Raw genomic sequence first — 23270 nt, 5'->3', positions numbered from 1 at the left:
CGTAGTTTATATAATATGTCTAATGAATATTCTGTCAAAAATATCATGGCTTTAGTTCCAACGATAAATAAACTGACATCAACTCAAGTCCCTACACTCAATGATTGCAGTTCACAAAGCCTGCTCAACTACTTTGAGAATTCTTGGGAACTTGAAGAAACACTCATGAAAAGTTTGGTCGGGGAAGAAACTTTTTATCTTAACCCCGATCCTTTAAGAAACCGTCTAATTTTTTATCTCGGTCACTCAGCTGTTTTTTTCATCAATAAGTTAATTGGCGTTGGTTTAATTAGAGCTGGAATTAATTCACAATACGAAACCCTATTTGAAATCGGAGTTGATCCACAAACACCGACAGAACTCGATGCAGCTATGCAAGGGATTAGCTGGCCTGATGTAGAAAAAGTTTGGCAATATCGAGACAAAGCACGAGAAGCGATCGCAAAAGTTATTCAAAATACCTCCCTGGATCTCCCGATTCATCAACAACATCCCTTCTGGGCTTTGCTGATGGGAATCGAACATAGTCGTATTCACTTTGAAACCTCTTCGATGCTGGTGCGTCAATTGCCTACTGATCGCCTAAAACGTCCCCAAGGTTGGAATTACGCACCTAGTAATGCAAAGATTCTCAACAATGAAATGCGCCAGGTTCCAAGTGGTGTAGTGAAATTAGGAAAACCCAAGGATGATCTTACCTATGGTTGGGATAGCGAATACGGCGATCGCACTGTTGAAGTGAAACCATTTTTAGCTAGTCAATATCTAATCACTAACGGAGAATATCTGAAATTTGTTCAAGCTGGTGGTTACAAAAATCCAGATTACTGGGATAGTGAATCTTGGAATTGGAAGCAACTCTACAACGTCCAACATCCCAAATTCTGGATACCCTTCCAGGATGGTTATCGCTATCGAGCCACATTCGACGAAATAGACTTACCCTTAGACTGGCCTGTAGAAGTAAATTACTACGAAGCGATCGCATTTTGTCGTTCTCAAGGCTTAGAAATTCGCTTGATGACTGAAGCCGAATGGAATCAAGCCTTACTTACCTCTGAGGATAAGCACTTATTAAGTAATTATAATCTCAACTTACAATTCATTTCCCCCAGCCCAGTGGGAATGTTCAAACCAGCTAATAGTGCTTCTGGACTTTACGATCTTAGAGGAAACGTCTGGGAATGGTTAGGGGACACATTTAACGCCCTACCAGGATTTGAACCTCATCCGCTTTACAAAGATCAAGCAGCACCCTTTTTTGATGATAAACATCAGATGATGCTTGGCGGTTCTTGGGCTACTAATGGTTCAATGGCATTACCAACCTATCGTAACTGGTTTCGTCCCTACTTTTATCAACACGCTGGTTTTAGAATTGCTCAAGATTTCAAAGGAGATTATTGAAAATGCGACCAAATCCAATTCCACCAAAACCCGGTCAAGAATCAGTTTGGGATTATCCCCGTCCGGCTCGTTTAGAAGATAGTAACAAATCAATTCGGATAATTTGTAATGGTATTGTTTTAGCAGAAACAACTCAAGCTAAAAGAGTTTTAGAAACTAGCCATCCTCCGGTTTATTACCTTCCTTCTGAAAACATTAAACTAGAATATCTGATTGAAACACCTAAAAAAACTTGGTGTGAATGGAAAGGTAAGTGTCAATATTATGATGTAAGCATCGGTGATAAGTATATAAATAACGCTGCTTGGCGATATATTGAACCTACACCTGATTTTGTCACGATTCAAAAATACTATGCTTTCTACCCTAGTTTAATGGACGCTTGCTATGTAAATGATGAGCTAGTTATGTCTCAACCTGGCGATTTTTATGGTGGATGGATTACTGCTGATATTGTCGGACCATTTAAAGGTAGTCCAGGAACAATGGGGTGGTAATTCATGAGCTAACAATTCATGAACTACAGTGCGTATTGTCAATCTATCCCTTATTTTTTCAGTGGCTATACAACGACTTGTGAACTGCTTTTTTAAGGGGGTAAAAGAGGCTTAGAAGCCCCACTTTTTAAGGGGGGTTGGGGGGATCTTCAAAATAAGAAAACGTTAACCGAACCGTATTGGGAGTAGCCCTAGTTGTGAATATCTTTTTCACTTTCAGATAGTCAGTAAGCGTAACTATCTGAAAGTGGAAAAATCTACGTTCTACTATTTATCTGCCAGGTAGATTGTATTTGAAGCTATGGTGTAAATTTAAACACGGTTCCTTGTCCAGAAGCACCACCAGTAGAGGTGGTACCGTAAAATGCACCACTAGCAAGTTGAATTAAGGTAGACTCTGGCGTTGCCCCATTCGTGCCATTAAAACTAAATAACAAAGTGAGGGTTCCTTCAGGTGTCAACCGATAGATGGCTCCTTTATTATTTGCACCACCTGTAGAAGTCGTACCGTAGAAGTTACCGTCGCTTCCTTTTGTGAGTGCAGCTGTGGGGTTAGCCCCATTGGTGCCATTAAAACTGGCAACTAAAACCGGTGTACCACCACCAAGCGCAACCTTGAATATAGCTCCTTTATTACTGGCTCCACCCAGATAAGTTGTGCCATAGAGAAATCCACCAGATTCAGTTAATCCAGACCGGGGACTTTGCCCATTAGCACCACTAAAGCTATATGAAGTTATTGCTCCTGCGGGAGTTAATTTGTATGCCACACCCTTATTACTTGCTCCACCTGCTGAGGCGGTGCCATAGTAGTTTTTGTCACTAGCTAATTGCAACCTTGCTAATGGAGTTGCTCCATTAGTACCGTTGAAGTTAACTACCGTAGTGGGGACACCACCAGTCAGAGGAATCTTGAATACAGTTCCTTTATTGTTGACCCCACCGGCAGAAGTTGTCCCCACCAAATTCTTGCCATCGCTATCTGAAATCAATCGACCTGCTGGGTTGGCTCCATTAGTGCCATTGAAATTTAAAAGAGTTGTCAGGGTTGTAAAAGTTGTTTTTCCCAACTTAAACACCGTACCGAGGTTATTTGTACTACCTGTAAAGTTTACACCATATAGATTGTCATCACTTGCCTGGAATAATCTAGCAATTGGGTTAGTTCCATTGGTTCCAGTGAAGTTAACTAGTGTGGTCAGAGTACTTAAAGTAGAACCAGTTAATTTGAATGCTGTTCCTTTATCTTGCGAACCACCTGCGGAAGTGGTTCCATAAAGATTGCCATCCTTGCCTGCAAACACACCTGCTCTTGGGTTCGCTCCATTAGTACCGTTGAAATTTACAACAGTCGTTAATGTTTGTGCAGAGGCTTGTTGCAAGGGCAATACTAATGGAGACGCCAACACAGCCAGAGAAGTTAAAATCAATACGCTATTTTTGCTTTGACGTTGTTTGCAAAGTTTCATCTTGTTCACTTAACTCCTACAAAAATTTGCTCAGACACGAACCCAAAATAAATCTTCAGCCTACTCTTCAAGAACTGCTCTGCCGAACATAATTTCAGTGTAGGCGTAGTCGATTATTCTTTTTAATCAGGCTGGAGATTTATTTTTATGGATCTCTTTCAGACTGGGTATAGCGATTCTTGTATGGATGCAATCCAGTATGGAGCGCAAAATTTTGCACACCTCAACAGATATCTATTCCATACAATTGAAAAAAGCTTGAATGACTTGGAATAACAAATTTTGTAGTACTTTATTTCATAAATTAGTTGTGAAATCAAGTACTAGAAATTCGTTATTCATAACTAGCTTTTAGTGAGAAACTACCAGGAATTTGGGTATAGTCTTGGGCAGGAAAAATTTTGAAATCCTCTAGCTGGCTATACCGCAATGGCTGTATTCACACTTAAGTTAATTGCTGAAAATGAGATAATTAATGATGTCGTTAAGTAACATAACATACTCATTATTTTTTAGATGTCGTGAGCAACACAAAAAATTTAACTTTTACCTCTGCTATAGCAATTCGATTTTATTTTGAAAAAACTAAGGCAGAATGCCAGGGGAAACGTACGTATTTTGTAAAACCTTTGCGGCATAAAGATATTAATGAAAAATATCTCAATTATCAAACGCTAAAACCCTTGCCATTAAACCAATTTGCAATGGGCTACGTCCCGCTACGTTCGCAAAGTGTCTCGTAGAGAAGAGAACAATTACGTTTTATAACGGAGATTTTAATTAGGTGTCAAGATATGCTGCCAGGTAAGCACATTTAAATTACTCTTGGCAAAAACCTTGATTAATGTATTAACGGAATCAGATTATCGCTTGGTTTAGTTAAGCTGTCGCGCCTAAAAGTTGCACTATTTTCATTGTCAAAAAAAGCTGCAAACCCTCTCTCTTGCTCCCAGCAAGAACTGCCCCCCTGTTCCCCTCCGGCCTCAATCTACAAATTAAACGCTTAACAGCTTATTAGGGGTCAAGCCGATGTCTACGATGGGCTACGCCTACGCCTACGCTTAAAATATTCTCAATAAATAAGTATTAATGCGATGATTTTAAGATTTATTGATATAGAGGTTTTATTCTTGACAAGATGCGCTTAATCTGCTATTTCATTTGTTATTGCTACTCCAATTCACATAAGCAGTAAAACACAATCTCTAATCATTTCATATTAATTTGACGCACTTATGACAAAGTTATAACAAAAGTATGACCAGAGTTTTTAATAAACAGCCTGTTAAAATCAAGAAATGAAAGAAACTTATCTAGATGAATATTGGTCATAAAATTTTGACAATCAAGACTCATAAATGAGGATATTTGTAATATGAATCTGGTTTTTTCTAAGAGCTTACTGGGGCTAGCAGGTATATCATTTTTACTTTGTTCGTCTCAATTAGCTATGGCGCTTGTACCCAATGACGTTGCCATTATCGTTAATAGTGGCTCTACAAATACGATTGGGTATCGCATTTACGTATCACCATCTGGAGAAGTTAATTATGTTGATGGCAAAGGTTCTAATCAAGGTAAATTGACCGAAAAATTAACGAAAAAGTTTTTCCATGACCTGAAAGTTGCTGAACCTTTATCTAACTTGCCAAAACAAGGTTGCGTCAAATCTGTTTCTTTTGGTACAACTACTACCATTAGATTAGCTGGTGAAGAGTCGCCAGACATTAGCTGTCCTGGCAATGTTAAAGCTCAACGATTGGATAATGATGTTATTGCAATTGCCAAAGCTTTAAATGTAGTTAATATTCCTAAGAGCCAAGGACAACCACTCCCACCTCAGAACTTTTAGTTGATTCACAGATTTGACTGTTGTTAGTTGGGGTTAGAGAGCCTGTACAAGATAAAACTGCTCTGGATTTACACCAGAGCAGTTTTATCTTAATCTATACTTCTTTTTCCAATCCAATGTAGTAAGCGGCTCCAGCCATCATTTGAGGATTAAAGTCTTCTTTACAAGACACTACGCGTAGTAATATCCCCAAAGGGGTACACCACAAACCTTGAATTATTTATGCTGCTCTACTTATATAATTCATTTACCAGAAGTAAAGTAAGTATTAATCGGTCAAAATAATATTGCTCACAGGTCAGGATGCTGGACAGATGATTACTAAACCTAAAATTTTTATTGATGGGGAATCGGGAACCACAGGCTTACATATTTACTCACGCCTTACTCAACGGGATGATATCGAGTTAGTGAGCATTGAGGCATCTAAACGTAAGGATGCAACTGAGCGAGCTAAATTAATTAATGCTGTCGATGTTGTCATTCTCTGCCTACCTGATGATGCAGCCCGCGAAGCTGTTAGCTTAGTAAGTAATACTACGGTTAAGATTCTTGATGCTAGTAGTGCCCATCGCACAGCTAATAACTGGGTATATGGTTTTCCTGAACTCAATCTAGGACAGCGAGAGAAAATCGCCAGCGCCCAGTTTGTTAGCAATCCAGGATGTTATCCCACAGGATTTTTAGCCTGTATCCGTCCGTTGATTGCCAAGGGACTACTGAAGAGTAATTTTCCTATCACCGTCAATGCAGTGTCAGGTTACTCTGGTGGCGGAAAGAATCTGATTAAACAATATCATACCTTCCATGAACAGGAGGCTGGAGGAGAGTCGCTTTATCCTTATGGTATCTACGGTTTGCAGTTTGGACATAAGCATGTCAAGGAAATGCATCATTACTCAGAGTTAGCATCGCCGCCGCTATTTGTACCAGCAGTAGGAGATTTTGAGCAAGGGATGCTGGTTCAGGTGCCTTTGCCGTTAGGAACTTTGGATAATCCACCATCAGGTGAGGTTATTCATCAAACGATCGCTAACTACTACCAAAGTGAAAAATTTGTGCAGGTTGCTCCATACCAAGATTCTACTCTGCTGCGAGACGGAATATTTCTGGATGCGATGTCTACGACGGGCTACGCCTACGCAATGAACGACACCAATATTGTTCAAGTATTTGTATTTGCCAATGACACTACCAAAGAAGCATTGCTAGTTGCTCGTCTTGATAACTTGGGCAAAGGCGCATCGGGAGCCGCAATCCAAAACTTAAACATCATGCTAGGCTTTCCAGAAGAGTTAGGATTGCTATGAAAGAGCGTTAGGCAATAGAGAAAAAGCAGGAATTTACTTTATGCTCAATGACTAATGGTTTGTACATAATGATTTAGGAACTTTCAGTACTTTTTATATTTATTCTTTTTTTAGTTCCTCAAGTAATTGAATTAGATGAGATTCAAAGTCTCTATTTCGCTCTTGCACTGATTCAATCAAAGGTCGATCAAAAAGATTAATCACAAACTTGCCTAGTTGAATACCTAAAGGTTTTAAATGTCCACCCTTTACAGGTTGTATAAATTTTTTGGGTGGTTTTTTAAAAATATTAGTAAACCACTCACAGGTTAATTTAGCAATATTATCAGATTGAAAACAAACTAAACCCATTATATTAAATAAACCACTATCCTTGATTAAGTTATGGGTTTCTTCAACGGTTGGTTTCACACCCCAACCCAGATTATCAATGATATTCGCTAAAAACTGAGGACGAATTGCGCTCCCTGTGTCAGCAATAGCAGGTGCTAATAGAACAGAAGCCTGCCCTTTAATGAAGACACTGTTAATTTTGATTTCCCGATTTACGTAACTGTAAATTAGTTTCCGATCTTCTACAATTTTTCGTTTAAGTTCCTCAAAGAGAATGTTAATCTCTGCAATAACACTTTTTATCTGTGACTCATCCGAAGTATAAGATAGCAGATTCCGAATAAACTTTTCTCTATCTTGACGCTCTGGAGGTAAACCAGTAAATCCTTCTAGCAGGGAGATATATTTACAGCCAAGGCTATGTCCAATCCAAGAAAAGTTTTTATCATCTAGATAGGCTTCGTAATCATATCCTTCAAAACTTGCCATCCTCACAAGCTCTGGTAGAATCTCATACTGCTCTCTCATGATAAAACCAGCTTCTACATAATGGTTAAAAGTGAAATTAAACGGCAAAAGAATAATTGTATATCCCTGTTCATATAGGCATTGAAGTAGATATCGATAAAAAATCATGGGGCCAAATGTACCAAAGAAAGCCCCTGCAATAAATTGAATTACTCCTTTAGGTTGTGGATGCAGAGCAACCCAACTGTGACAAACAGGTTTAAATCTCAGTTTTAAATTTGCATTTACCATGACTTAGCAATGAGTCTATCTCATTTTGGTAGGTGTATACTTAACCTCCAAACTGAAGTTGCTGCTTTTCGGATTCTTTTAGAACTTACGCAAAATATCTCTCAAACTCTGAAAACTCCGTGTCGCGCCAGTTGCTTCTCCCAAGGGGAGACGCTGCGCGAACAAGTCGGAGAACCGCAAGGGCGCACTGGCTTCTCTGCGCCTCTACGGTTCATTATTCCATAACTCGTACGTAAGTCCTATTTTAAAAGATTTTTTTGCAAAACTGAGATGCTTGCGGGGAGTTGATTCTTTGCTTTACTAAAATGCGAGGTGGGGTTGTTTATTTTTGATTTATCCAAGAGGTCTATTAATCACAAACTAAATTCGGCTGCGCCATCCTCATCTACATCTGCATCTTTACCCATAGCAGTAGGTTTAAATTTAGAGCCATGAATTAATTCAGCAAATGCAATTCCTGGATTTTGATGAAGAATATTCAGTACACTCATAAAATCTCGCACAATTTCCCCTGGTGTCAGTAATGCTTCTGCACCCAAGCGATTAATAATTTCTTGGACAAACTCCTTCAATTCACGATTTGTCAAAGTCTGTTCATACCCAAAATTGAGTGCATGAATCTCAGCTAAACGTTGCAAAAGCATCAGTATTTCTGCTTCACTCAAAGGATTTAGCCGAATCACTGGCCCTAAATGTTCCTGAACATTAACTTGTGCAACAAAACGACTTTCTTTTGTGCGTCTTTGCCAAGCTTGGTCTGCAAAAAGTCCTCGTTTGGGGTCTTCTAAAAATTTAGTTGTTCCACCAACGACAATGCCAAGATGTTCTGCTTTGCACTGCATGGTGTCATTAAACATTGCTAAGAGCCGATTATAATTCTTTTCCCGCGTGACTGTAGTAGATATTTGATACAAGTGTACGGCTTCATCAACTAAAATTAACAGTCCTTTATAACCAATTTCAGCCACAAATTTTGCAAACAGTTTTATATAGTCATACCAACTATCATCATCAATAATAACGCGCACTCCTAAAGCTGCTTTGGCCTCAACTTTAGTAGTAAATTCGCCGCGCAACCAGCGCATTGCCGAATTTTTTAAATTATCATCATCCAATCGGTAGCCACGCCAATAAGCAATAATCACGCTACCAAAATCGAAGCCGTGAACTAAGTCTTCAATATACTGAACTACTTCCCTAATTTTCGATTCAACTTGGTCATCAAAACCATCGTCATTTGGACGCATTCCAGTTTCTTTAACCACTTCTTGTTGAATTTTATTAATCCATCCTTCTAAAATCGAGACTAAAGCACCACCATCAGGACGAGTTTTTGTAGCTAGGTGACTCATTAATTCTCGATAGGTGGCTACACCTTCATTGTTGCTTCCAGCTAATCGACGTTCAGGGGATAAATCAGCATCAGCTACTACAAAACCTTGCTCCATAGCACGGTTGCGAATTAGTTGCAATAAAAAACTTTTCCCAGAACCGTAGTTACCAATTATGAAGCGAAATGCTGCTACACCTTCTGCAATATCATCGAGATTTTGTAATAGGCTTTTTAGTTCTTTTTCTCGCCCTACTGCTATATATTCAACTCCTACTCTTGGTACTACCCCCGCACCAAGGGAATTAATTAAAGCAGTGGAGATTTTTTTTGAGATTTTGAGCTTTGCCATGTATTACACTTTATTTTATTCTAAACGCAGAAGCACGCAGTAAGTTAGGTAGGATATTCACCTTATTATTAATCTTACGATGGCAATAATAATTTAATTTGAAGAAGCATGTTTAGTCATGAGGTCTTCATACATTGCAATCATTTTTTTGATATGCGTCATATATTCTTGATAAAATTTTGGTATTTCTGAATTTGAATCAATTATTAATTCACCAATAATATCATTTGCTCGTTCATTTATAGAATCTATTAATAGATTTGGCATAGTAATGTTTGCTTCAGCAATTTTTTTAATCGCAGCATTAGGATTATCTTGTTCTACTATAGCTTTTAATACTTGTAGTTCGTATACTGGAAGATTTTCTAAAAAATTAGTCCATTCTTCAGGTAAATTATCTGATGTATCAGCTTCCGAAGTGTTTATAATGGCTGTAGTTTCTATTATCTCAGAAAAAGGAAACAATTCATTATCATCTTCTTTGTAATTTTCAGATAATTGTTCTGAATTGAATGTTTCTATTTGTTGGAGTAATTCCCATACTTGATTTTGTAATGAATCTCGTTCCTCTTGCAGTAGTGAAACTTGCTCTTGCAACTGCTGTAATTCGGCTTTGTGTTCTGCGAGTTGGGTTTGGGAAGAATTTAGGATAGCTTGGATATTTTCTGTTTCGGCTTTTGTCGCTACTAATAATTGATTTTTTTGGGTTGTTTCAACTTCTAGTTCTTGAATTGTAATTCGCAGTTCGTATAACTTTTCTTCTAATTGGGGTTTGAGTCTGCCTAAAAGAGTTAAATTGCTTTCAATTTCTTGTTTCTCCTGCTGGAGTTCAGAAATTTGATTTTGCAAGTGGGTGATTTCACTACGAGATACATTACAATTCGACTCTAGACGGCGCTTCTCTGCTGTCAAGACTGAAAAAGCATTGTTCAATTCTGTTAAATTTTTCTGCAAGTTATTAATTTCAGTTTGCAGATTATTGATTTCAGCTTCTAACTGCTTTTTATGTCCGGCAAATGTTCTTAATTCTCGATGTAAACTATCTCTTTGGTTACGGCTTTCTATTACTTGATTTTGCAGCTTTTGTGATTCTGTATATAATAAATTATGGTGTTCTTCAATTTGATTTATTTCTTTGACGACACGAGCCTTTAACCCCTCCATCTCTTTAATTCGCTTGTGGATAGAACCTAAAATAAACATTTCGTAATTTCTGCGTCGCTTATCTACGAATAATGCTGCTGCGTAAATAGTAACGGCAGTAATTAAACCTGTGAGAAAGGCTTTATTAAAATCCCAGTTTGGGACAAGGCTAAGACCAAAACTCACACTAAAGGCAACTATCCCTAGTATAAATCGATTGCTGATCATTACTGATTGCATATTGCTGGTTTTTAGCGTAGTTAAATTATCAAAAAAAGTAGCTCTCATACTAATTCGTAGTTTGTAATTCGTAATTGTTAATTCGTAATTAAAATACACATATAAAACTGCTTAATGCTAGGTGTTGGATGTATTGTTATTTGTAGCAAAAAGTCTTAAGTCTGCTTTTAAAAAATCAACAAATTGCCGTGCTGTGCGTCCAGAACGACCGTTGTGGCGAGTTGCCCATTGTAATGCTTGAAATTCTAAATCTTCTTGGGTAATATTAATTTCAGCTTGTGCCGCTAGATGCTGTACAATTTTTAAATAAGTTTTTTGATCGGCTGGTTCAAACGTCAAGGTTAAACCAAAGCGATCGCTAAACGAAAGCTTTTCCTGCATCGTATCCCAAGCATGGATTTCCTCGTTATCCTTGGGAGCAGGTCTATCCACAAAAAACTCCCGAATTAGGTGGCGGCGATTGGAAGTAGCATACACAACTACATTTTGCGGCCGCGCTGTTAGATTACCTTCTAAAACTACCTTGAGTGCTTTAAAGGCATCATCATCTTCTTCAAAGGAAAGATCATCGACAAAGATGATAAATTTTTGTGACACTCCTCGTAAATGTTCCACAATTTTTGGTAAGTCTTTTAAATCAGATTTTGCCACTTCCAACAAGCGGAGGCTGCCTTGGGCTTTGCCCTTGCTGGAAACATCGCTATATTCATTTAACAAAGATTTTACTAAAGAAGATTTGCCAGAACCCCGACTACCATAAAGTAATACATGGAGTGCCATCTCTCCTGATAATAAAAACTCTGTATTTTTTAGCAAAGCTTCTTTTTGAGACTCATAACTTACAAGCGTACTCAGCTTAATAGGATCGGAATACCGAATACCGACAAACTGCCCAGCTTGCCAACGTAAAGCGCGGTATTCTGCAAATAAACCAGAGCCACATTGCTGATAATAAGCCGCTAATTCTTCTACAGCATCACCCCAATTATCTAACTCTTGTAGATATGTAGGGAACTTTGTCTCTCCTCCTACGAATTCTTGCTCTTTATACCACACTACTGGCGAAATGGGCATGTGAGCTACGCTTTGTATCCACTCACTTAAAGAAGCGCTACTACATTGATAAAGACTTTGCAATACTTGTAAATCATGCCGAACTGCTGCTACTAAAGCTGGGGGAAAATCCTCAAATTCTCGCACTTGAGCAAGCTTTGTAAAAGGATTCTCACAGAATAGAAGTTGAGTAATTAAATAGTCTTCCCAATTTTGATTTTTAGCAGCCAAAGCGTGGAAGTAACTACCATAGGCTTGCAGACAACCCCGGCCATCGGCATCAGTGTAACGTATAGCTTGCAACAGTTCCAGAAATGCTATCCCCACTTCGCCTTGCAGAACAGACTGGTACAGTAAAAGTGAGGCTGCTTGGCGCTGGAGATATTGAACCTTTGTATATAAGGAAGTATTTGCCATTGGCATCGCTTGATTATCCATCTATTAACTGTGTGGAATAGCTAAATAGCTATGGTAAATTGTCTGCTGACACTGGCAGTAAAGTCAAAGTCTACATAGGTTTTAACAATGAATTTAAGTATAATTGCTGCTTTTGCCTACGGCATATTAGCGATCGCTGGTGGCATTATTGGCTACATTCAGGCTAGAAGTAAGATTTCACTTTTAAGTGGTAGCATTAGCGGTTTATTACTACTACTTGCAGCTTACTTTCAACTTCAAGGGCAAACTTGGGGTTCGATTTTAGCAGTGATAGTTACTACTGTTTTGGTAATCGTCTTTGCAGTTCGACTGGTTAAAACACGCAAGTTTATGCCGGCGGGATTAATGACGATTTTGGGTATATTGGTCTTGGCGGTGATGGTGAGTCAAATGGTGGCTTTAAGGTAGCATCAGCCTCTAAGCAATAACCACCCTTCCGCTATGAATTAATGAAATGCTCTACTTAGCGTAAAATTTGGTCAATCATTCGGTTCGCTTGGGAAGCATAACTGCCCCCAAATAAATTGAAGTGATTCAAAATGTGATACAGGTTATAGAGCGTTTTTCTCTGCTCATAGCCTGCATCTAAAGGAAAGACTTCGTTATAACCTTTGTAAAACGCTGCAGGGAATCCACCAAATAATTCTGTCATGGCAATATCAACTTCGCGATCGCCAAAATAAGTTGCCGGATCAAATATTACGGGTTCTCCTAAGTTAGTACACCCAGCATTTCCACCCCATAAATCGCCATGTACTAAAGAAGGTTGCACCTGATGCGCCAACAGTTCAGGAATTGCTGCTAGTAATTTTTCTGAAGAGGGGAAATTTCCTCCCTTTCGCTTTGCCAACTGAAATTGATAACCCAAGCGATATTTAATATAAAATTTTGTCCACTCTGCTGTCCAAGTATTGATTTGGGGTGTCGAACCAATCGTATTGTTAATTTTCCAACCAAAACCTTCGCTACTGCTAGCTTTATGCATCGCTGCTAACTTGCGCCCCATCTCTTCCCACGAATTGCTGTTACCGCTACCAAGTTCTAACCATTCCAGCACGATGTAGCTAGAATTATCAGCTACACCCCAGCAAATAGGTTTGGGGATACGAATACTAGCTGTGGCTAACATTTCCTTTAAACCCATTGCCTCAGCTTCAAACATCGCAACTTGAGATGGTTGGTTAAGTTTGACGAAGTAGGTTATCTCACCATTAGAGATAGCATAACCTTGGTTAATGCATCTGCCACCAACTGATCGCCGTTGCTGACTCTGAAATTTTTCGCCAGTCACCTGGCTAATTTGAGCATCGATTTGAGTCCACATTATGCAATTTTGGATTTGAGATTTGAGATTTTGGATTTTGGATTAGTAACTGGGCATTGGGTATTGGTTATTCTTCTCTTCCCCATGCCCAATGCCCAATGCCCAATGCCCAATTTATAATTTACGGCTTGACGACAACTACACCATAAGCATCTGGGGAAAGATACTCTTTGGCTGCTTGCATCAAGTCGGTTGCATCTTGGCTTTGAATATAATCTAGGTAGTTAAAGGCGGGTTCTAAATCTCCCACCAAGGAATGATAATAACCATACAACCCTGTGCGATCACTTGGTGTTTCATTGGCAAAAATAAATTTGTTCGCTACTCGCCGTCGCACACGGGCAATTTCTGATTCTGTGACTAATTCGGCTTGGACTGTGCGAATATGTTGAGCGATCGCATTCTCTACTTCAGCTAAATTTTCTACTGCACATTTAGCTGAAATATAAAATGTCCCTTGTAGCTGATTGCTCATGTTGCTCACAGAAATTGAAGAAACTAATCCCCGTTCTTCTCGTAAATCCCTCACCAGCCTTGATGTCCGTCCATGTCCCAAAATTCCTGCTAAAACATCCAGTCCATAAGTACGATCTAACTGAACCATTCCTGGAACCCGCCAAACCATCACTAGCCTTGCTTGCTGGAGACTTTCATCTACAAATTCTCGACGAACAATTTCTGTAAATGGTGGCTCAGTGGGGAATGGAGAGGGGGGAGAGACGCGATTAATCGCGTCTGTACTGAGTTTTGTAAATCCTTCAGCAATGATTGCAATTAATTCTTCCACAGGCAAATTGCCCACAGCTACAGCAGTAATTGACTGGGGTTGATACCAATTAGCATGAAAATCTCGCATTTGTTGGGGTTTAAGTTCGGCAATTACTGATTCTGGCCCCAATACTGGACGGCGATAGGGTAGTTGATAAAAAGCTGTTTCCATCGCCCGCCGAAATGTCCGCCGTTGGGGATTATCTTCTGAACGCCTAATTTCTTCTAAAACTACTAATCGCTCCCGTTCAAAAGCATCATCAGGAATACTCGCATTTGATACTACATCTATCTGTAGTGGAGCAAGCTCGGCAAAATCTTTGGGAGCAGTGGTTATATAGTAATGAGTATAGTCTTGGCTAGTAGCGGCATTTGTAACAGCACCTCGTTCTTCAATTCGACGTTCAAACTCGCCGCTAGCCAGTCGTTCTGTTCCCTTAAAAATCATGTGCTCTAAAAAGTGAGCCATGCCATTAATGCTATCAGATTCTACTGCTGAACCAACTTTAATCCATAAGTTGAGGTTTACAGCTTCAACTGGCATCTGCTCCGCTATGATTGTCAAACCATTGGGCAACTGATGCAGGGTTGGGGTATTAAGACGAGGAAGTTTCCGCAAGGTTGAAGTCATTGCTACTTGTGTGAGGAGCTACGTTACCTCTTTATCTTATCCGTGACTGAAGAGAGAGGGGAGCAGGCTTGCCGTGAGCGTAGCCGAACGGGGGCAGGGAGAAAGATACGTAGAATACAAGATGCAAAAAGAGTTTCAGAGCAAATAAATTTATTTATGCCCAAAAGCAAAAATATTTATTTCGAGTGGAGAGTGCCACAATCAAAAATAATGCGTCTAAAAGGTAATCTGTCGCTCTCCCAATCAGGTGCAATCCAATACGGTTCGGTTAAGGCAAGAGACGCGATAAATCGCCGTCTCTACAAAGGACTGATTATTGTAAAGACGGCGATTTATCGCGTCTTTGGGATCTAGGGCGTGTTATCAAAAAACCTTATCCGAACCGTATTGAGGTGCAATCAACAAATGCGAACCCCGAATCAACAAATGCGAACTCCGAATCAACAAATGCCAACGCCGAATTAACAAATGCCAACGCCGAATCAACAAATGCGAACTCCGAATCAACAAATGCGATCGCCGAATTAACAAATGCGAACTCCGAATCAACAAATGCGAACTCCGAATCAACAAATGCGAACCCCCAATCAACAAATGCCAACGCCGAATCAACATTAGAAAGGGGAAACTAAAACATCTAATTCCCTCCCCTTTACAAGGGGAGGACTAGGGAGGGGTAATTAATAACCTGCCTCTACACCGTAGCCGACTCAGAGAAGGACAGACTTGAAAATAGCAAACCTTAACCCAAGTGTATTGGGACAAACTTCAACTTTAATCTAAGACAGGGAGATAATTAATAAGCTGTTGTTGGCAGTTGTTGTTCTAGTTTCAGTAATGCTGCAACTCGCTCCTCTGTAGCAGGGTGACTAGAGAATAAGTTACCCATAAACTGTCCAGAGATAGAATTGATAATTAATAACGGCTCATAAGCTGGATTGGCATTTAAAGGCATCTGTTTTGACGAAGCTTCTAAACGTTGCAGTGCCCTAGCTAAGGCGCGGGGGTTACCAGTTAATCTAGCTGAACCTGCATCAGCAGAGAATTCTCGTGTGCGCGAAATTGCTAGCTGAATAATTGTCGCAGCCAATGGCGCAAGTATTACTGTTAATAAGACACCCAAAGGATTTGCACCTCTGTTGTCATCTCGTGAGCCACCGCCAAACCATAAGCTATAACTAACCATTTGCGCTAGGAATGAGATAGCACCAGCAACGGTAGCAGCAACAGCTTGTGTGAGAGTGTCACGATTAATAATGTGGGTGAGTTCGTGGGCAATAACGCCTTCGAGTTCATCCTCTGGCAATATATTCAAAATGCCTTCGGTGACAGCAACAGCAGCGTGTTCTGGATCGCGCCCTGTAGCAAAGGCGTTTGCACCTTGACTTGGGACAATGTAAACTCTGGGCATGGGAATGTTAGCGCGATCGCTCAATCTCTGCACCATCCGATAAAGCCCTGGTGCTTCCCTTTCACTCACAGGCTGGGCTTGATATACTGCCAGCGCAATCTTATCTGATTGATACCAGGAAAACAGGTTTGTTACTGCTGCTAAACCTATCCCTATTATCAAGCCACTACTACCGCCAATTACCCAGTAACTAATTGCGATCAAAAGACCACTTAGCGCAGCTAGCAAAACAGCCGTTTTCAATTGATTTGTCATATTTTCGCTCTCCTGTTAATGCTGTGTAAATTTTCTAGAAAACAGCATTAATTAAGCTACACTTTGATTGTATGCAGGTAAACTTAGCTATATGGTACAGAAAACCTATCAGATAAGTACGGTTTTCCCACTTAACTTTTATAAATACTAATTATAGTTGTTTTGGATACTTGCTTTATTGTTACGAACATTCGTGTTTATAGTTATCAGAAACACATCTATCTATAGGCATAAATTGTTTAGTTAATCGAAAAAGCAATACAAAAGTAAAAAGTGGTATTGTTGAATTAATTAAATAGTATTTATGGCGATGGAGCTCGCCAAAACCGCCTTTGCAGTACAGATTAAGTTATCACTGGAAGGCTGATGGCTCCTACTTTCTTCGCTGACTGCGGGAGAGTAGGGCTTGGCTAAATGCATTACCTGACTCCCCTGTAGAAAGTGTAAGTCTACAGATTGCACCTCAAGGAGTCATGGTATGAAACAACTACGTCAATTTGAACCGTTTATTGCATTACCCCACTTAATTAAATGGTTGCCTATTTCCATTGTAGTTGGCATTCTTGCTGGAACGGCTTCTGCGGCTCTTTTGGCATCATTAGAATGGGCAACTGATTGGCGAGAATCGCATCGGTGGATCATCACCTTGCTGCCTTTTGGTGGCTTCTTGAGCGGTTGGATTTATCATCAGTTTGGGCGAACTGTAGAAGCCGGAAATAACCTTTTACTTGAAGAAATCCATAAGCCGAAAAGTGTTATTCCCTTTCGCATGGCTCCTCTTGTTTTGCTAGGAACAGACCTTACCCATTTATTTGGAGGTTCAGCCGGTCGTGAAGGTACAGCATTACAAATGGGTGCTTCTTTAGCAGACCAGCTAACTAAAATATTACATTTTCAAGGGGTCAATCGGCGAATTTTATTAACCGCAGGTATTAGTGGGGGATTTGCTTCAGTTTTCGGTACTCCCTTAGCGGGAACCGTATTTGGTCTAGAAGTTTTAGCGATTGGTAAAATTCATTACGATGCTCTTTTCGCTTCTTTAATCGCTGCGATCGTTGGGAATCAAGTAACCTTACTATTGGGTTTGCATCATACTGCATACCGACACGCTCCCTTGATACCAAAGCTTACAATTTTGGGGCTGATTTCTGCAATTATTGCAGGTGTAATATTTGGAATTGTCGCGAGGTTTTTTGCTAAAGTAACTCACCAAATTAGTCACTTCTTTAAAGCAAAGATATCTTATCCTCCAATACGTCCTTTAATAGGCGGTGCAATAATAGCAGCAATTGTTGGGTTAAGTGGTACAACTAAGTATATTGGGCTTGGTATCCCTACTATTGTTGATTCTTTCTATACTCAGCTACCTCCTTGGGATTTTGCAGCAAAATTTGGTTTGACTGCTTTAACTTTAGGAGCAGGTTTTAAGGGAGGAGAAGTAACACCTTTGTTTTTTATTGGTGCAACTTTAGGTAATGCTTTGTCGTTGTTTTTAGCATTACCTGCACCACTGTTAGCAGGAATGGGATTTGTAGGTGTGTTTGCAGGTGCAGCAAATACACCTTTAGCATCCACATTAATGGGAATCGAACTATTTGGTCTAGAATCAGGGGTATTTGTTGCTATTGCCTGTGTTGTAAGCTACTTATTTTCGGGTCATTCTGGAATTTATACTTCACAACGTATTGGGTTGAGCAAATACTCTGCTGTATATCTGGAAGAAGGAGTAACTTTGGGTACTTATGGACAAAAAAAAGTTAGGCCAAAAATTGATTTAGGTGATGATAGTAAAGAAGAAGGAAATAATTCTCAGGAATAATTTTTTGATACAATTTATGGATAAATAAGAAGTACAATCGCATAGTTAAAGTAGTGATATATGCGCGATCGCTATTGTATCAAGTCAAGTAGCCACTCAATCAAAAAGAGAGGGGAAAATCGTACATAAATTTGCTGGGCAAAAGGTGTTTGAAATCCTAAAGTACAAGAAGGGTAGTATAAAACAGGCTCCACTCCCGGAAGAATCGCCCAGTTGGGATGAGTTTTGTAAAATATTATGGGAGGAGATTGAAGCGGGAGCAGAAGTAAATCAACCGGGTTTTAAAGTTGTTCGCAAGTTATTAAGCGATAAGAGGTTCGACAAATGAATAATCATGGATTTGGCAAACTAGTTACCTTTCTAAATCAATTAGAACAAGATAAAATTAGTTATACTTTAGCTCATCATCGGGATGAAACGATTATGGTGAATGTGGCTATGCCTGGTGAACGATGGGAAGTGGAATTTTTTGAGGATGGTTCTGTTGAGGTAGAACGATTTGTTAGTAGTGGAGAGATTAATGGGGAGGAGATTTTTAGTGAGTTATTTGCTATGTATTCAGAGCCAGAAAGTCATTCTGCTAAAATTGCCCAAAATGCTAAGTTGACAACCACGATGTGAAGGCGATCGCGCTTTATCTCCCCTAGAAAATTCCAAAATTGCTAAGTGTCTTCTTATTGAAATTTTTGAATGCGTTGCCTTCTATCTTATTTGTCTGTGTTTCTGAATTTTTTTCGTTTTGGATGTTGAAGTTATCTTCAGCCGATTCAATCAGTTCGACTGCATCATTAATAATCTGCATTGCCTGAGTGAGTTTTTTAAAGCTTCGGCATATTCTGGATAAATCCGGATCAGTTGCGCCGCAGGGATGGATAACCTGGTGATAGTTCTACCAAGAGGGTTCTGAATTTTGCTGAGGTTCGATACGCATAAACTAGCTAATTGTTGCATGTTGTCAAATCTATCTGTATCGCAGAAGAAATTCTCGATTGCTTCCAACTCATCAAGGAATAGCTGGTTTTCATCGTTTATACGTTGATAGCGTTGGAATAATTCAAATGACGTTTCGTCTTTGGGGTAGTCACTCATCTTTTATGGTAGCTCCTAGACATTTTTCTTAGTTTATCAAATTAAGGTAACTATCAGGCTTAAATTGCTTAAACTATCTTCAGACATTGCAGTATATAACAATCCTAGATAATTTTTAAAAAACATTTTTTTTAAAGAAACCGCTTATTTATAACTTAATTATAATTAGGCAGATTATCAGTGGCTATTTAATTATTTATTAAATTATCGCTTCCAATTCTTCCAAAGCTTGAAAACTTCCTACTTGCCAACTACGTTCTACGGCAGCAGGAATAATTTGAGTAATAGCTATATCCTCAAAATTAGGGCTGGTGTTAGATTTTATATATTTCCCATCTCTGAGCAAATAAATAGAAAGGTTTCCACTGTCGTAAACCCATAATTCTGGGACGCCAATGGCTTCATAAGCATCGAGAGTAGTTTTTGATGTTACATCAGTTTCAATTGCTAAATCTGGCGGCGGATCATCAGGTTGTAAGCGGCGATGACCAATCATTTGCTGATAATTCTGAATATAAAAGCAAGCATCAGGTTCAATTCCTGCTACACCTTGCTTTTTAAAGGTGGTGGAACCAAAAGGTTGGTATTTGATATCTTTAGCCTTCAGCAATATTTTGACAATATCAGAAATTAAATCTTTAGGTATTTCATGTTCTGGTAAAGGAGCCATAATTTCTAAATTACCCTGGCTGTAGGCAATTCGTGTAGTTCTTTTTTCTCCCAATTCTTGTAAAATAGATTCAAATTCTTCCCAGCTAACATCTGGAATAGTCACCGTGCTACCAGGTGCTAACTGCATTTGGCTAACAGGTTTAAAAACGGGGATAGCAGCAGTCATAACCAAAATATCAATAAGCTGAATCTCAATAATTATTTATCAGGTTGCGGTGGATAATACAGCCCACCGTAACCTTTAGACTAATAGAATGAGTTTAACAAAAGCGATCGCTCTACACTTTAAACTTCTCAGTAATCCGTTTCATCGCCTCTTCGACATTCTCTCGGCTGTTAAACGCCGAAATGCGGAAGTAACCTTCACCCGCAGCACCAAACCCAGAACCAGGTGTGCCTACAACGTTGACAGTTTGTAGTAACTTATCAAAGAATTCCCAACTGGATAAACCATTAGGAGTTTTCACCCAAACGTAAGGTGCATTCACGCCACCATAAACTGATAATCCGGCGGCTGTAAGTTTTTCGCGGATAATTTTGGCGTTTTCTAGATAGAAACTTACCAATCCCTTGATTTGTGCTTGTCCTTCTTCAGAGTAAACCGCTTCGGCTCCCCGTTGGACAATGTAAGAAACACCGTTGAATTTGGTAGACTGGCGGCGATTCCAGAGTTTCCACAGTTCTACATCGGAACCATCGGCGGCTTTTGCTGTGAGTGTCTTCGGTACTACAGTTAACGCGCAACGGGTTCCTGTAAAACCTGCGTTTTTGGAAAAAGACCGAAATTCGATCGCAACTTCTCTTGCACCTTCAATTTCATAAATTGAGTGAGGAAGCAACGGATCGGTAATATAAGCTTCGTAGGCTGCATCAAAGAAAATAATCGAGTTATTAGCTTTGGCATAGTCCACCCATGTCTTGAGATATTCTTTGGTAGCAGTTGCGCCTGTGGGGTTATTGGGAAAGCAGAGATAAATTAAATCGACTTTCTTTGAGGGAATCTCGGCGGTGAAGTTGTTATCAGCCGTAATCGGTAGATAAACTAATCCTTCAAACTCGCCTTTATCGTTGGCATCTCCCGTATTTCCCACCATAACGTTAGTGTCTACATATACGGGATAAACGGGGTCAGTAACGGCGATGATGTTATTATGACCAAAGATTTCTAAAATATTGCCCGTATCGCACTTGGAACCATCGGAGATAAATATTTCGGAAGCATCTATCTCAGCTCCCCGTGCTTGGAAATCTTGAGTGGCAATTTTTTCCCGCAACCAAGCGTAGCCTTGCTCTGGCCCGTAGCCTTTGAAAGTATTGCGATCGCCCATTTCTTCCACAGCTTTAATCATCGCTGTGCGGCAAGCTTCCGGCAGAGGTTCAGTAACATCACCAATGCCCAACCGGATGATTTTAGCATCACTGTTCGCTTCTGCAAAGGCATTCACCCGCCGAGCAATTTCTGGAAACAGATAACCCGCTTTCAGTTTCAAGTAGTTGTCGTTAATAGTTGCCATTATGTAGATTATGAAAAAACGCCCTCAAACAGCTTACTGCTAATTTATGAGGGCGGGGAGAAATCAATTCAAAATTCAAAATTCAAAACTGTTCGCGTGGTCACTGAGCTTTGCCGAAGTGCAGCGTCTCGTAGAGAAGAAAAAGATTGGAGTAGATGTAGCTTCAGCTTCCGCCAAGGAAATAAATAACTCCTAACTCTTAACTTAACAAAGCCCAACTAGACATTTACTGGTTGTTTATTATCGGCTGATGTGTAAATGTTGCGATCGCTAATTCCAAACTGCGTGATTGATTCTTGTCCTGTAATCAATCTTGCTCCACGATTACGGGTGAAATAGTTCCATGCCCACTGAATCATTACTACTAATTTGTTGTTAAATTCAATTAAGAAGTAGATGTGAATCAATAGCCAAAACAGCCATGCAACGAAACCTTTCAGCTTGATAAAGCCGAAATCGACCACAGCAGAACTGTGTCCAATCATTGCCAAACTACCATAATCGGTATAAGCAAAGGGTGGCAAATTGTTACCTACAAGCCGCTTTTGGACTAATTCTGCTACATATTCACCTTCTTGCTTCGCTACAGGTGCAACACCAGGTAGCGGTTTACCATTTTGATGAGAAAAATTTGCTAAATCGCCAATTACAAAAATATTCGGATGTCCTTTAATACTCAAGTCAGGTTCAACGATAATTCGTCCAGCGCGATCACATTCTGCACCTGTGCGTTCTGCTAGGACTTTTCCCATTGCGGAAGCTTTCACACCTGCTGCCCATAATACCGTTTTTGAGGCAATTTCTTTAATTTCATCGCCTTGTTTGAGGGTAACAATATTATTTTCTATATTTGTTACCAATGTTTTCGTCTGCACAACCACACCCAAGCGCCTTAAAGATGCTTCCGCTTCTTGTGATAACTCTGGTGCAAAAGGTGGCAAAATCCGCTCCAAACCTTCTAATAGCAAAATCTTGGCTTCTGAGGTGTCGATATTGCGGAAATCTTCTTTGAGAGTTTGATTTGCCAATTCTGCGATCGCACCAGCTAATTCTACACCAGTAGGGCCACCACCCACAATTACAAAGGTTAACCAAGCACGGCGTTTTTCGGGATCGGTTTCTTTTTCTGCGGCTTCAAACGCCGAAAAAATCCGCCTACGCATTTCTATAGCATCTTCTACAGTTTTCAAGCCGGGAGCAAATTCTTCCCAGTTGTCTTTACCAAAATAGGAATGCTTCGCACCTGTGGCAACAATTAACGTATCGTAAACTATTGCTTCGTTGCCCACAATCACTTGTTTTGCTTCTGGATCAATATTATTCACCTCACCCAGCAGCACTTTCGTATTCTTGCTCTTGCTGAGGACAGAACGCAATGGTGAGGAAATATCCGCAGGAGATAGCGCACCTGTGGCAACTTGATATAAAAGGGGTTGAAATAGATGAAAGTTACGTTTATCAATTAGAGTAACGTTTACTGCTGCCTTAGCGAGTGTTTTTGCTGCATAAAGTCCACCAAAGCCACCGCCTACAATAACTACTTGATGGGGCGGATTATTGTCAAGTGAATTGACCATAAGAAATATTACCGTATTTGCCGACTA

Annotated in this window: 22 protein-coding genes and 1 riboswitch; of the genes, 10 read left to right on the top strand and 12 right to left on the bottom strand. The window is 39.8% G+C overall.

Features of this window, described 5'->3' with window-relative positions; genetic code table 11:
• The first annotated feature begins 45 nt into the window (after nt 1-45).
• Both ovoA and V7L20_RS01830 read left to right on the top strand, forming a co-directional pair.
• Nucleotides 46-1407, top strand: a complete 1362-nt coding sequence (ovoA, locus tag V7L20_RS01835; RefSeq protein WP_334742432.1) for a 5-histidylcysteine sulfoxide synthase — start codon at nt 46-48, stop codon at nt 1405-1407.
• A 2-nt stretch (nt 1408-1409) separates the two neighbouring features.
• Nucleotides 1410-1904: a DUF427 domain-containing protein gene (locus V7L20_RS01830; RefSeq protein ID WP_334742416.1), complete on the top strand. Its 495-nt coding sequence runs from the start codon at nt 1410-1412 to the stop codon at nt 1902-1904.
• Between the two features lie 299 nt (nt 1905-2203).
• Here the strand turns inward: V7L20_RS01830 and V7L20_RS01825 are convergent, their stop codons facing one another.
• Nucleotides 2204-3373 (bottom strand): choice-of-anchor tandem repeat GloVer-containing protein, encoded by a 1170-nt coding sequence (locus V7L20_RS01825; RefSeq protein ID WP_334742415.1) that lies wholly within the window; start codon nt 3371-3373, stop codon nt 2204-2206.
• A gap of 1375 nt (nt 3374-4748) precedes the next feature.
• Between V7L20_RS01825 and V7L20_RS01820 the strand changes: the two genes are divergently transcribed.
• Both V7L20_RS01820 and argC read left to right on the top strand, forming a co-directional pair.
• Nucleotides 4749-5225, top strand: coding sequence for a hypothetical protein (locus V7L20_RS01820; protein WP_334742414.1), 477 nt, complete (start codon nt 4749-4751; stop codon nt 5223-5225).
• A gap of 317 nt (nt 5226-5542) precedes the next feature.
• Entirely contained in the window at nt 5543-6535 is a 993-nt protein-coding gene (gene argC, locus V7L20_RS01815; protein WP_334742431.1) for an N-acetyl-gamma-glutamyl-phosphate reductase, read from the top strand.
• Nucleotides 6536-6634: 99 nt separating this feature from the next.
• Here the strand turns inward: argC and V7L20_RS01810 are convergent, their stop codons facing one another.
• The gene (locus tag V7L20_RS01810; RefSeq protein WP_334742413.1) at nt 6635-7627 is read right to left on the bottom strand and encodes a DUF1350 family protein; all 993 of its coding nucleotides are present in this window, start codon (nt 7625-7627) and stop codon (nt 6635-6637) included.
• A gap of 9 nt (nt 7628-7636) precedes the next feature.
• Here V7L20_RS01810 and V7L20_RS01805 point away from each other — a divergent pair, with 9 nt between their 5' ends.
• A complete protein-coding gene (locus V7L20_RS01805) occupies nt 7637-7852 on the top strand; it encodes a hypothetical protein (protein ID WP_334742412.1) in 216 nt (71 codons plus the stop codon).
• A gap of 128 nt (nt 7853-7980) precedes the next feature.
• Here V7L20_RS01805 and V7L20_RS01800 read toward each other — a convergent pair whose 3' ends face one another.
• The 3 genes from V7L20_RS01800 to V7L20_RS01790 all read right to left on the bottom strand — a co-directional run bounded on the left by V7L20_RS01800 (nt 7981) and on the right by V7L20_RS01790 (nt 12183).
• Nucleotides 7981-9309, bottom strand: a complete 1329-nt coding sequence (locus tag V7L20_RS01800; RefSeq protein WP_334742411.1) for an ATP-binding protein — start codon at nt 9307-9309, stop codon at nt 7981-7983.
• Between the two features lie 93 nt (nt 9310-9402).
• Complete coding sequence (locus V7L20_RS01795; RefSeq protein WP_334742410.1) at nt 9403-10740, bottom strand: tellurite resistance TerB C-terminal domain-containing protein; 1338 nt, start codon at nt 10738-10740, stop codon at nt 9403-9405.
• A 69-nt stretch (nt 10741-10809) separates the two neighbouring features.
• Complete coding sequence (locus V7L20_RS01790) at nt 10810-12183, bottom strand: ATP-binding protein (protein ID WP_334742409.1); 1374 nt, start codon at nt 12181-12183, stop codon at nt 10810-10812.
• Between the two features lie 87 nt (nt 12184-12270).
• Between V7L20_RS01790 and V7L20_RS01785 the strand changes: the two genes are divergently transcribed.
• Nucleotides 12271-12591 carry a TMEM14 family protein gene (locus V7L20_RS01785; RefSeq protein WP_334742408.1) on the top strand — a complete coding sequence of 107 codons (321 nt, stop codon included), beginning with the start codon at nt 12271-12273 and terminating at the stop codon, nt 12589-12591.
• Between the two features lie 55 nt (nt 12592-12646).
• Here the strand turns inward: V7L20_RS01785 and V7L20_RS01780 are convergent, their stop codons facing one another.
• On the bottom strand, nt 12647-13507 hold the full coding sequence (locus tag V7L20_RS01780) for a fructosamine kinase family protein (RefSeq protein WP_334742407.1): 861 nt from the start codon (nt 13505-13507) through the stop codon (nt 12647-12649).
• A 121-nt stretch (nt 13508-13628) separates the two neighbouring features.
• Nucleotides 13629-14906 carry a M16 family metallopeptidase gene (locus V7L20_RS01775; RefSeq protein WP_334742406.1) on the bottom strand — a complete coding sequence of 426 codons (1278 nt, stop codon included), beginning with the start codon at nt 14904-14906 and terminating at the stop codon, nt 13629-13631.
• 156 nt (nt 14907-15062) lie between these two features.
• Between V7L20_RS01775 and V7L20_RS01770 the strand changes: the two genes are divergently transcribed.
• Both V7L20_RS01770 and V7L20_RS01765 read left to right on the top strand, forming a co-directional pair.
• Entirely contained in the window at nt 15063-15260 is a 198-nt protein-coding gene (locus V7L20_RS01770) for a hypothetical protein (protein WP_334742405.1), read from the top strand.
• Nucleotides 15261-15298: 38 nt separating this feature from the next.
• Nucleotides 15299-15538 carry a hypothetical protein gene (locus V7L20_RS01765; protein WP_334742404.1) on the top strand — a complete coding sequence of 80 codons (240 nt, stop codon included), beginning with the start codon at nt 15299-15301 and terminating at the stop codon, nt 15536-15538.
• 164 nt (nt 15539-15702) lie between these two features.
• On the opposite strand, the gene V7L20_RS01760 is transcribed toward V7L20_RS01765, so the two are convergent.
• Nucleotides 15703-16572 carry a zinc metalloprotease HtpX gene (locus tag V7L20_RS01760; RefSeq protein ID WP_334742403.1) on the bottom strand — a complete coding sequence of 290 codons (870 nt, stop codon included), beginning with the start codon at nt 16570-16572 and terminating at the stop codon, nt 15703-15705.
• Between the two features lie 297 nt (nt 16573-16869).
• Nucleotides 16870-16955, top strand: a riboswitch (Fluoride riboswitch).
• A gap of 95 nt (nt 16956-17050) precedes the next feature.
• Between V7L20_RS01760 and V7L20_RS01755 the strand changes: the two genes are divergently transcribed.
• Nucleotides 17051-18391 carry a voltage-gated chloride channel family protein gene (locus tag V7L20_RS01755; protein WP_334742402.1) on the top strand — a complete coding sequence of 447 codons (1341 nt, stop codon included), beginning with the start codon at nt 17051-17053 and terminating at the stop codon, nt 18389-18391.
• Nucleotides 18392-18715: 324 nt separating this feature from the next.
• Entirely contained in the window at nt 18716-19012 is a 297-nt protein-coding gene (locus V7L20_RS01750; protein ID WP_334742401.1) for a hypothetical protein, read from the top strand.
• Between the two features lie 150 nt (nt 19013-19162).
• Here V7L20_RS01750 and V7L20_RS01745 read toward each other — a convergent pair whose 3' ends face one another.
• The 4 genes from V7L20_RS01745 to V7L20_RS01730 all read right to left on the bottom strand — a co-directional run bounded on the left by V7L20_RS01745 (nt 19163) and on the right by V7L20_RS01730 (nt 23243).
• Nucleotides 19163-19480, bottom strand: a complete 318-nt coding sequence (locus tag V7L20_RS01745; RefSeq protein WP_334742400.1) for a hypothetical protein — start codon at nt 19478-19480, stop codon at nt 19163-19165.
• A gap of 199 nt (nt 19481-19679) precedes the next feature.
• The gene (locus V7L20_RS01740; RefSeq protein ID WP_334742399.1) at nt 19680-20318 is read right to left on the bottom strand and encodes a Uma2 family endonuclease; all 639 of its coding nucleotides are present in this window, start codon (nt 20316-20318) and stop codon (nt 19680-19682) included.
• A 112-nt stretch (nt 20319-20430) separates the two neighbouring features.
• On the bottom strand, nt 20431-21666 hold the full coding sequence (locus V7L20_RS01735; protein ID WP_334742398.1) for an LL-diaminopimelate aminotransferase: 1236 nt from the start codon (nt 21664-21666) through the stop codon (nt 20431-20433).
• A 218-nt stretch (nt 21667-21884) separates the two neighbouring features.
• Complete coding sequence (locus V7L20_RS01730) at nt 21885-23243, bottom strand: NAD(P)/FAD-dependent oxidoreductase (RefSeq protein WP_334742397.1); 1359 nt, start codon at nt 23241-23243, stop codon at nt 21885-21887.
• Nucleotides 23244-23270 lie beyond the last annotated feature (27 nt).

This window comes from Nostoc sp. (assembly GCF_036916735.1).
Lineage (GTDB): Bacteria > Cyanobacteriota > Cyanobacteriia > Cyanobacteriales > Nostocaceae > Nostoc.
This window is presented reverse-complemented; position numbering and strand designations above follow the sequence as displayed.

Coding starts and splice junctions, on each gene's coding strand:
- V7L20_RS01760 (WP_334742403.1), bottom strand. CDS start 16,572: ATGACAAATCAATTGAAAACGGCTGTTTTGCTAGCTGCGCTAAGTGGT.
- V7L20_RS01825 (WP_334742415.1), bottom strand. CDS start 3,373: ATGAAACTTTGCAAACAACGTCAAAGCAAAAATAGCGTATTGATTTTA.
- V7L20_RS01780 (WP_334742407.1), bottom strand. CDS start 13,507: ATGTGGACTCAAATCGATGCTCAAATTAGCCAGGTGACTGGCGAAAAA.
- V7L20_RS01795 (WP_334742410.1), bottom strand. CDS start 10,740: ATGAGAGCTACTTTTTTTGATAATTTAACTACGCTAAAAACCAGCAAT.
- V7L20_RS01740 (WP_334742399.1), bottom strand. CDS start 20,318: ATGACTGCTGCTATCCCCGTTTTTAAACCTGTTAGCCAAATGCAGTTA.
- ovoA (WP_334742432.1), top strand. CDS start 46: ATGGCTTTAGTTCCAACGATAAATAAACTGACATCAACTCAAGTCCCT.
- V7L20_RS01800 (WP_334742411.1), bottom strand. CDS start 9,309: ATGGCAAAGCTCAAAATCTCAAAAAAAATCTCCACTGCTTTAATTAAT.
- V7L20_RS01820 (WP_334742414.1), top strand. CDS start 4,749: ATGAATCTGGTTTTTTCTAAGAGCTTACTGGGGCTAGCAGGTATATCA.
- V7L20_RS01735 (WP_334742398.1), bottom strand. CDS start 21,666: ATGGCAACTATTAACGACAACTACTTGAAACTGAAAGCGGGTTATCTG.
- V7L20_RS01730 (WP_334742397.1), bottom strand. CDS start 23,243: ATGGTCAATTCACTTGACAATAATCCGCCCCATCAAGTAGTTATTGTA.
- V7L20_RS01785 (WP_334742408.1), top strand. CDS start 12,271: ATGAATTTAAGTATAATTGCTGCTTTTGCCTACGGCATATTAGCGATC.
- V7L20_RS01745 (WP_334742400.1), bottom strand. CDS start 19,480: ATGAGTGACTACCCCAAAGACGAAACGTCATTTGAATTATTCCAACGC.
- V7L20_RS01755 (WP_334742402.1), top strand. CDS start 17,051: ATGAAACAACTACGTCAATTTGAACCGTTTATTGCATTACCCCACTTA.
- V7L20_RS01750 (WP_334742401.1), top strand. CDS start 18,716: ATGAATAATCATGGATTTGGCAAACTAGTTACCTTTCTAAATCAATTA.
- V7L20_RS01770 (WP_334742405.1), top strand. CDS start 15,063: ATGCCCAAAAGCAAAAATATTTATTTCGAGTGGAGAGTGCCACAATCA.
- V7L20_RS01805 (WP_334742412.1), top strand. CDS start 7,637: ATGAGTCTATCTCATTTTGGTAGGTGTATACTTAACCTCCAAACTGAA.
- V7L20_RS01810 (WP_334742413.1), bottom strand. CDS start 7,627: ATGGTAAATGCAAATTTAAAACTGAGATTTAAACCTGTTTGTCACAGT.
- V7L20_RS01775 (WP_334742406.1), bottom strand. CDS start 14,906: ATGACTTCAACCTTGCGGAAACTTCCTCGTCTTAATACCCCAACCCTG.
- V7L20_RS01790 (WP_334742409.1), bottom strand. CDS start 12,183: ATGGATAATCAAGCGATGCCAATGGCAAATACTTCCTTATATACAAAG.
- V7L20_RS01830 (WP_334742416.1), top strand. CDS start 1,410: ATGCGACCAAATCCAATTCCACCAAAACCCGGTCAAGAATCAGTTTGG.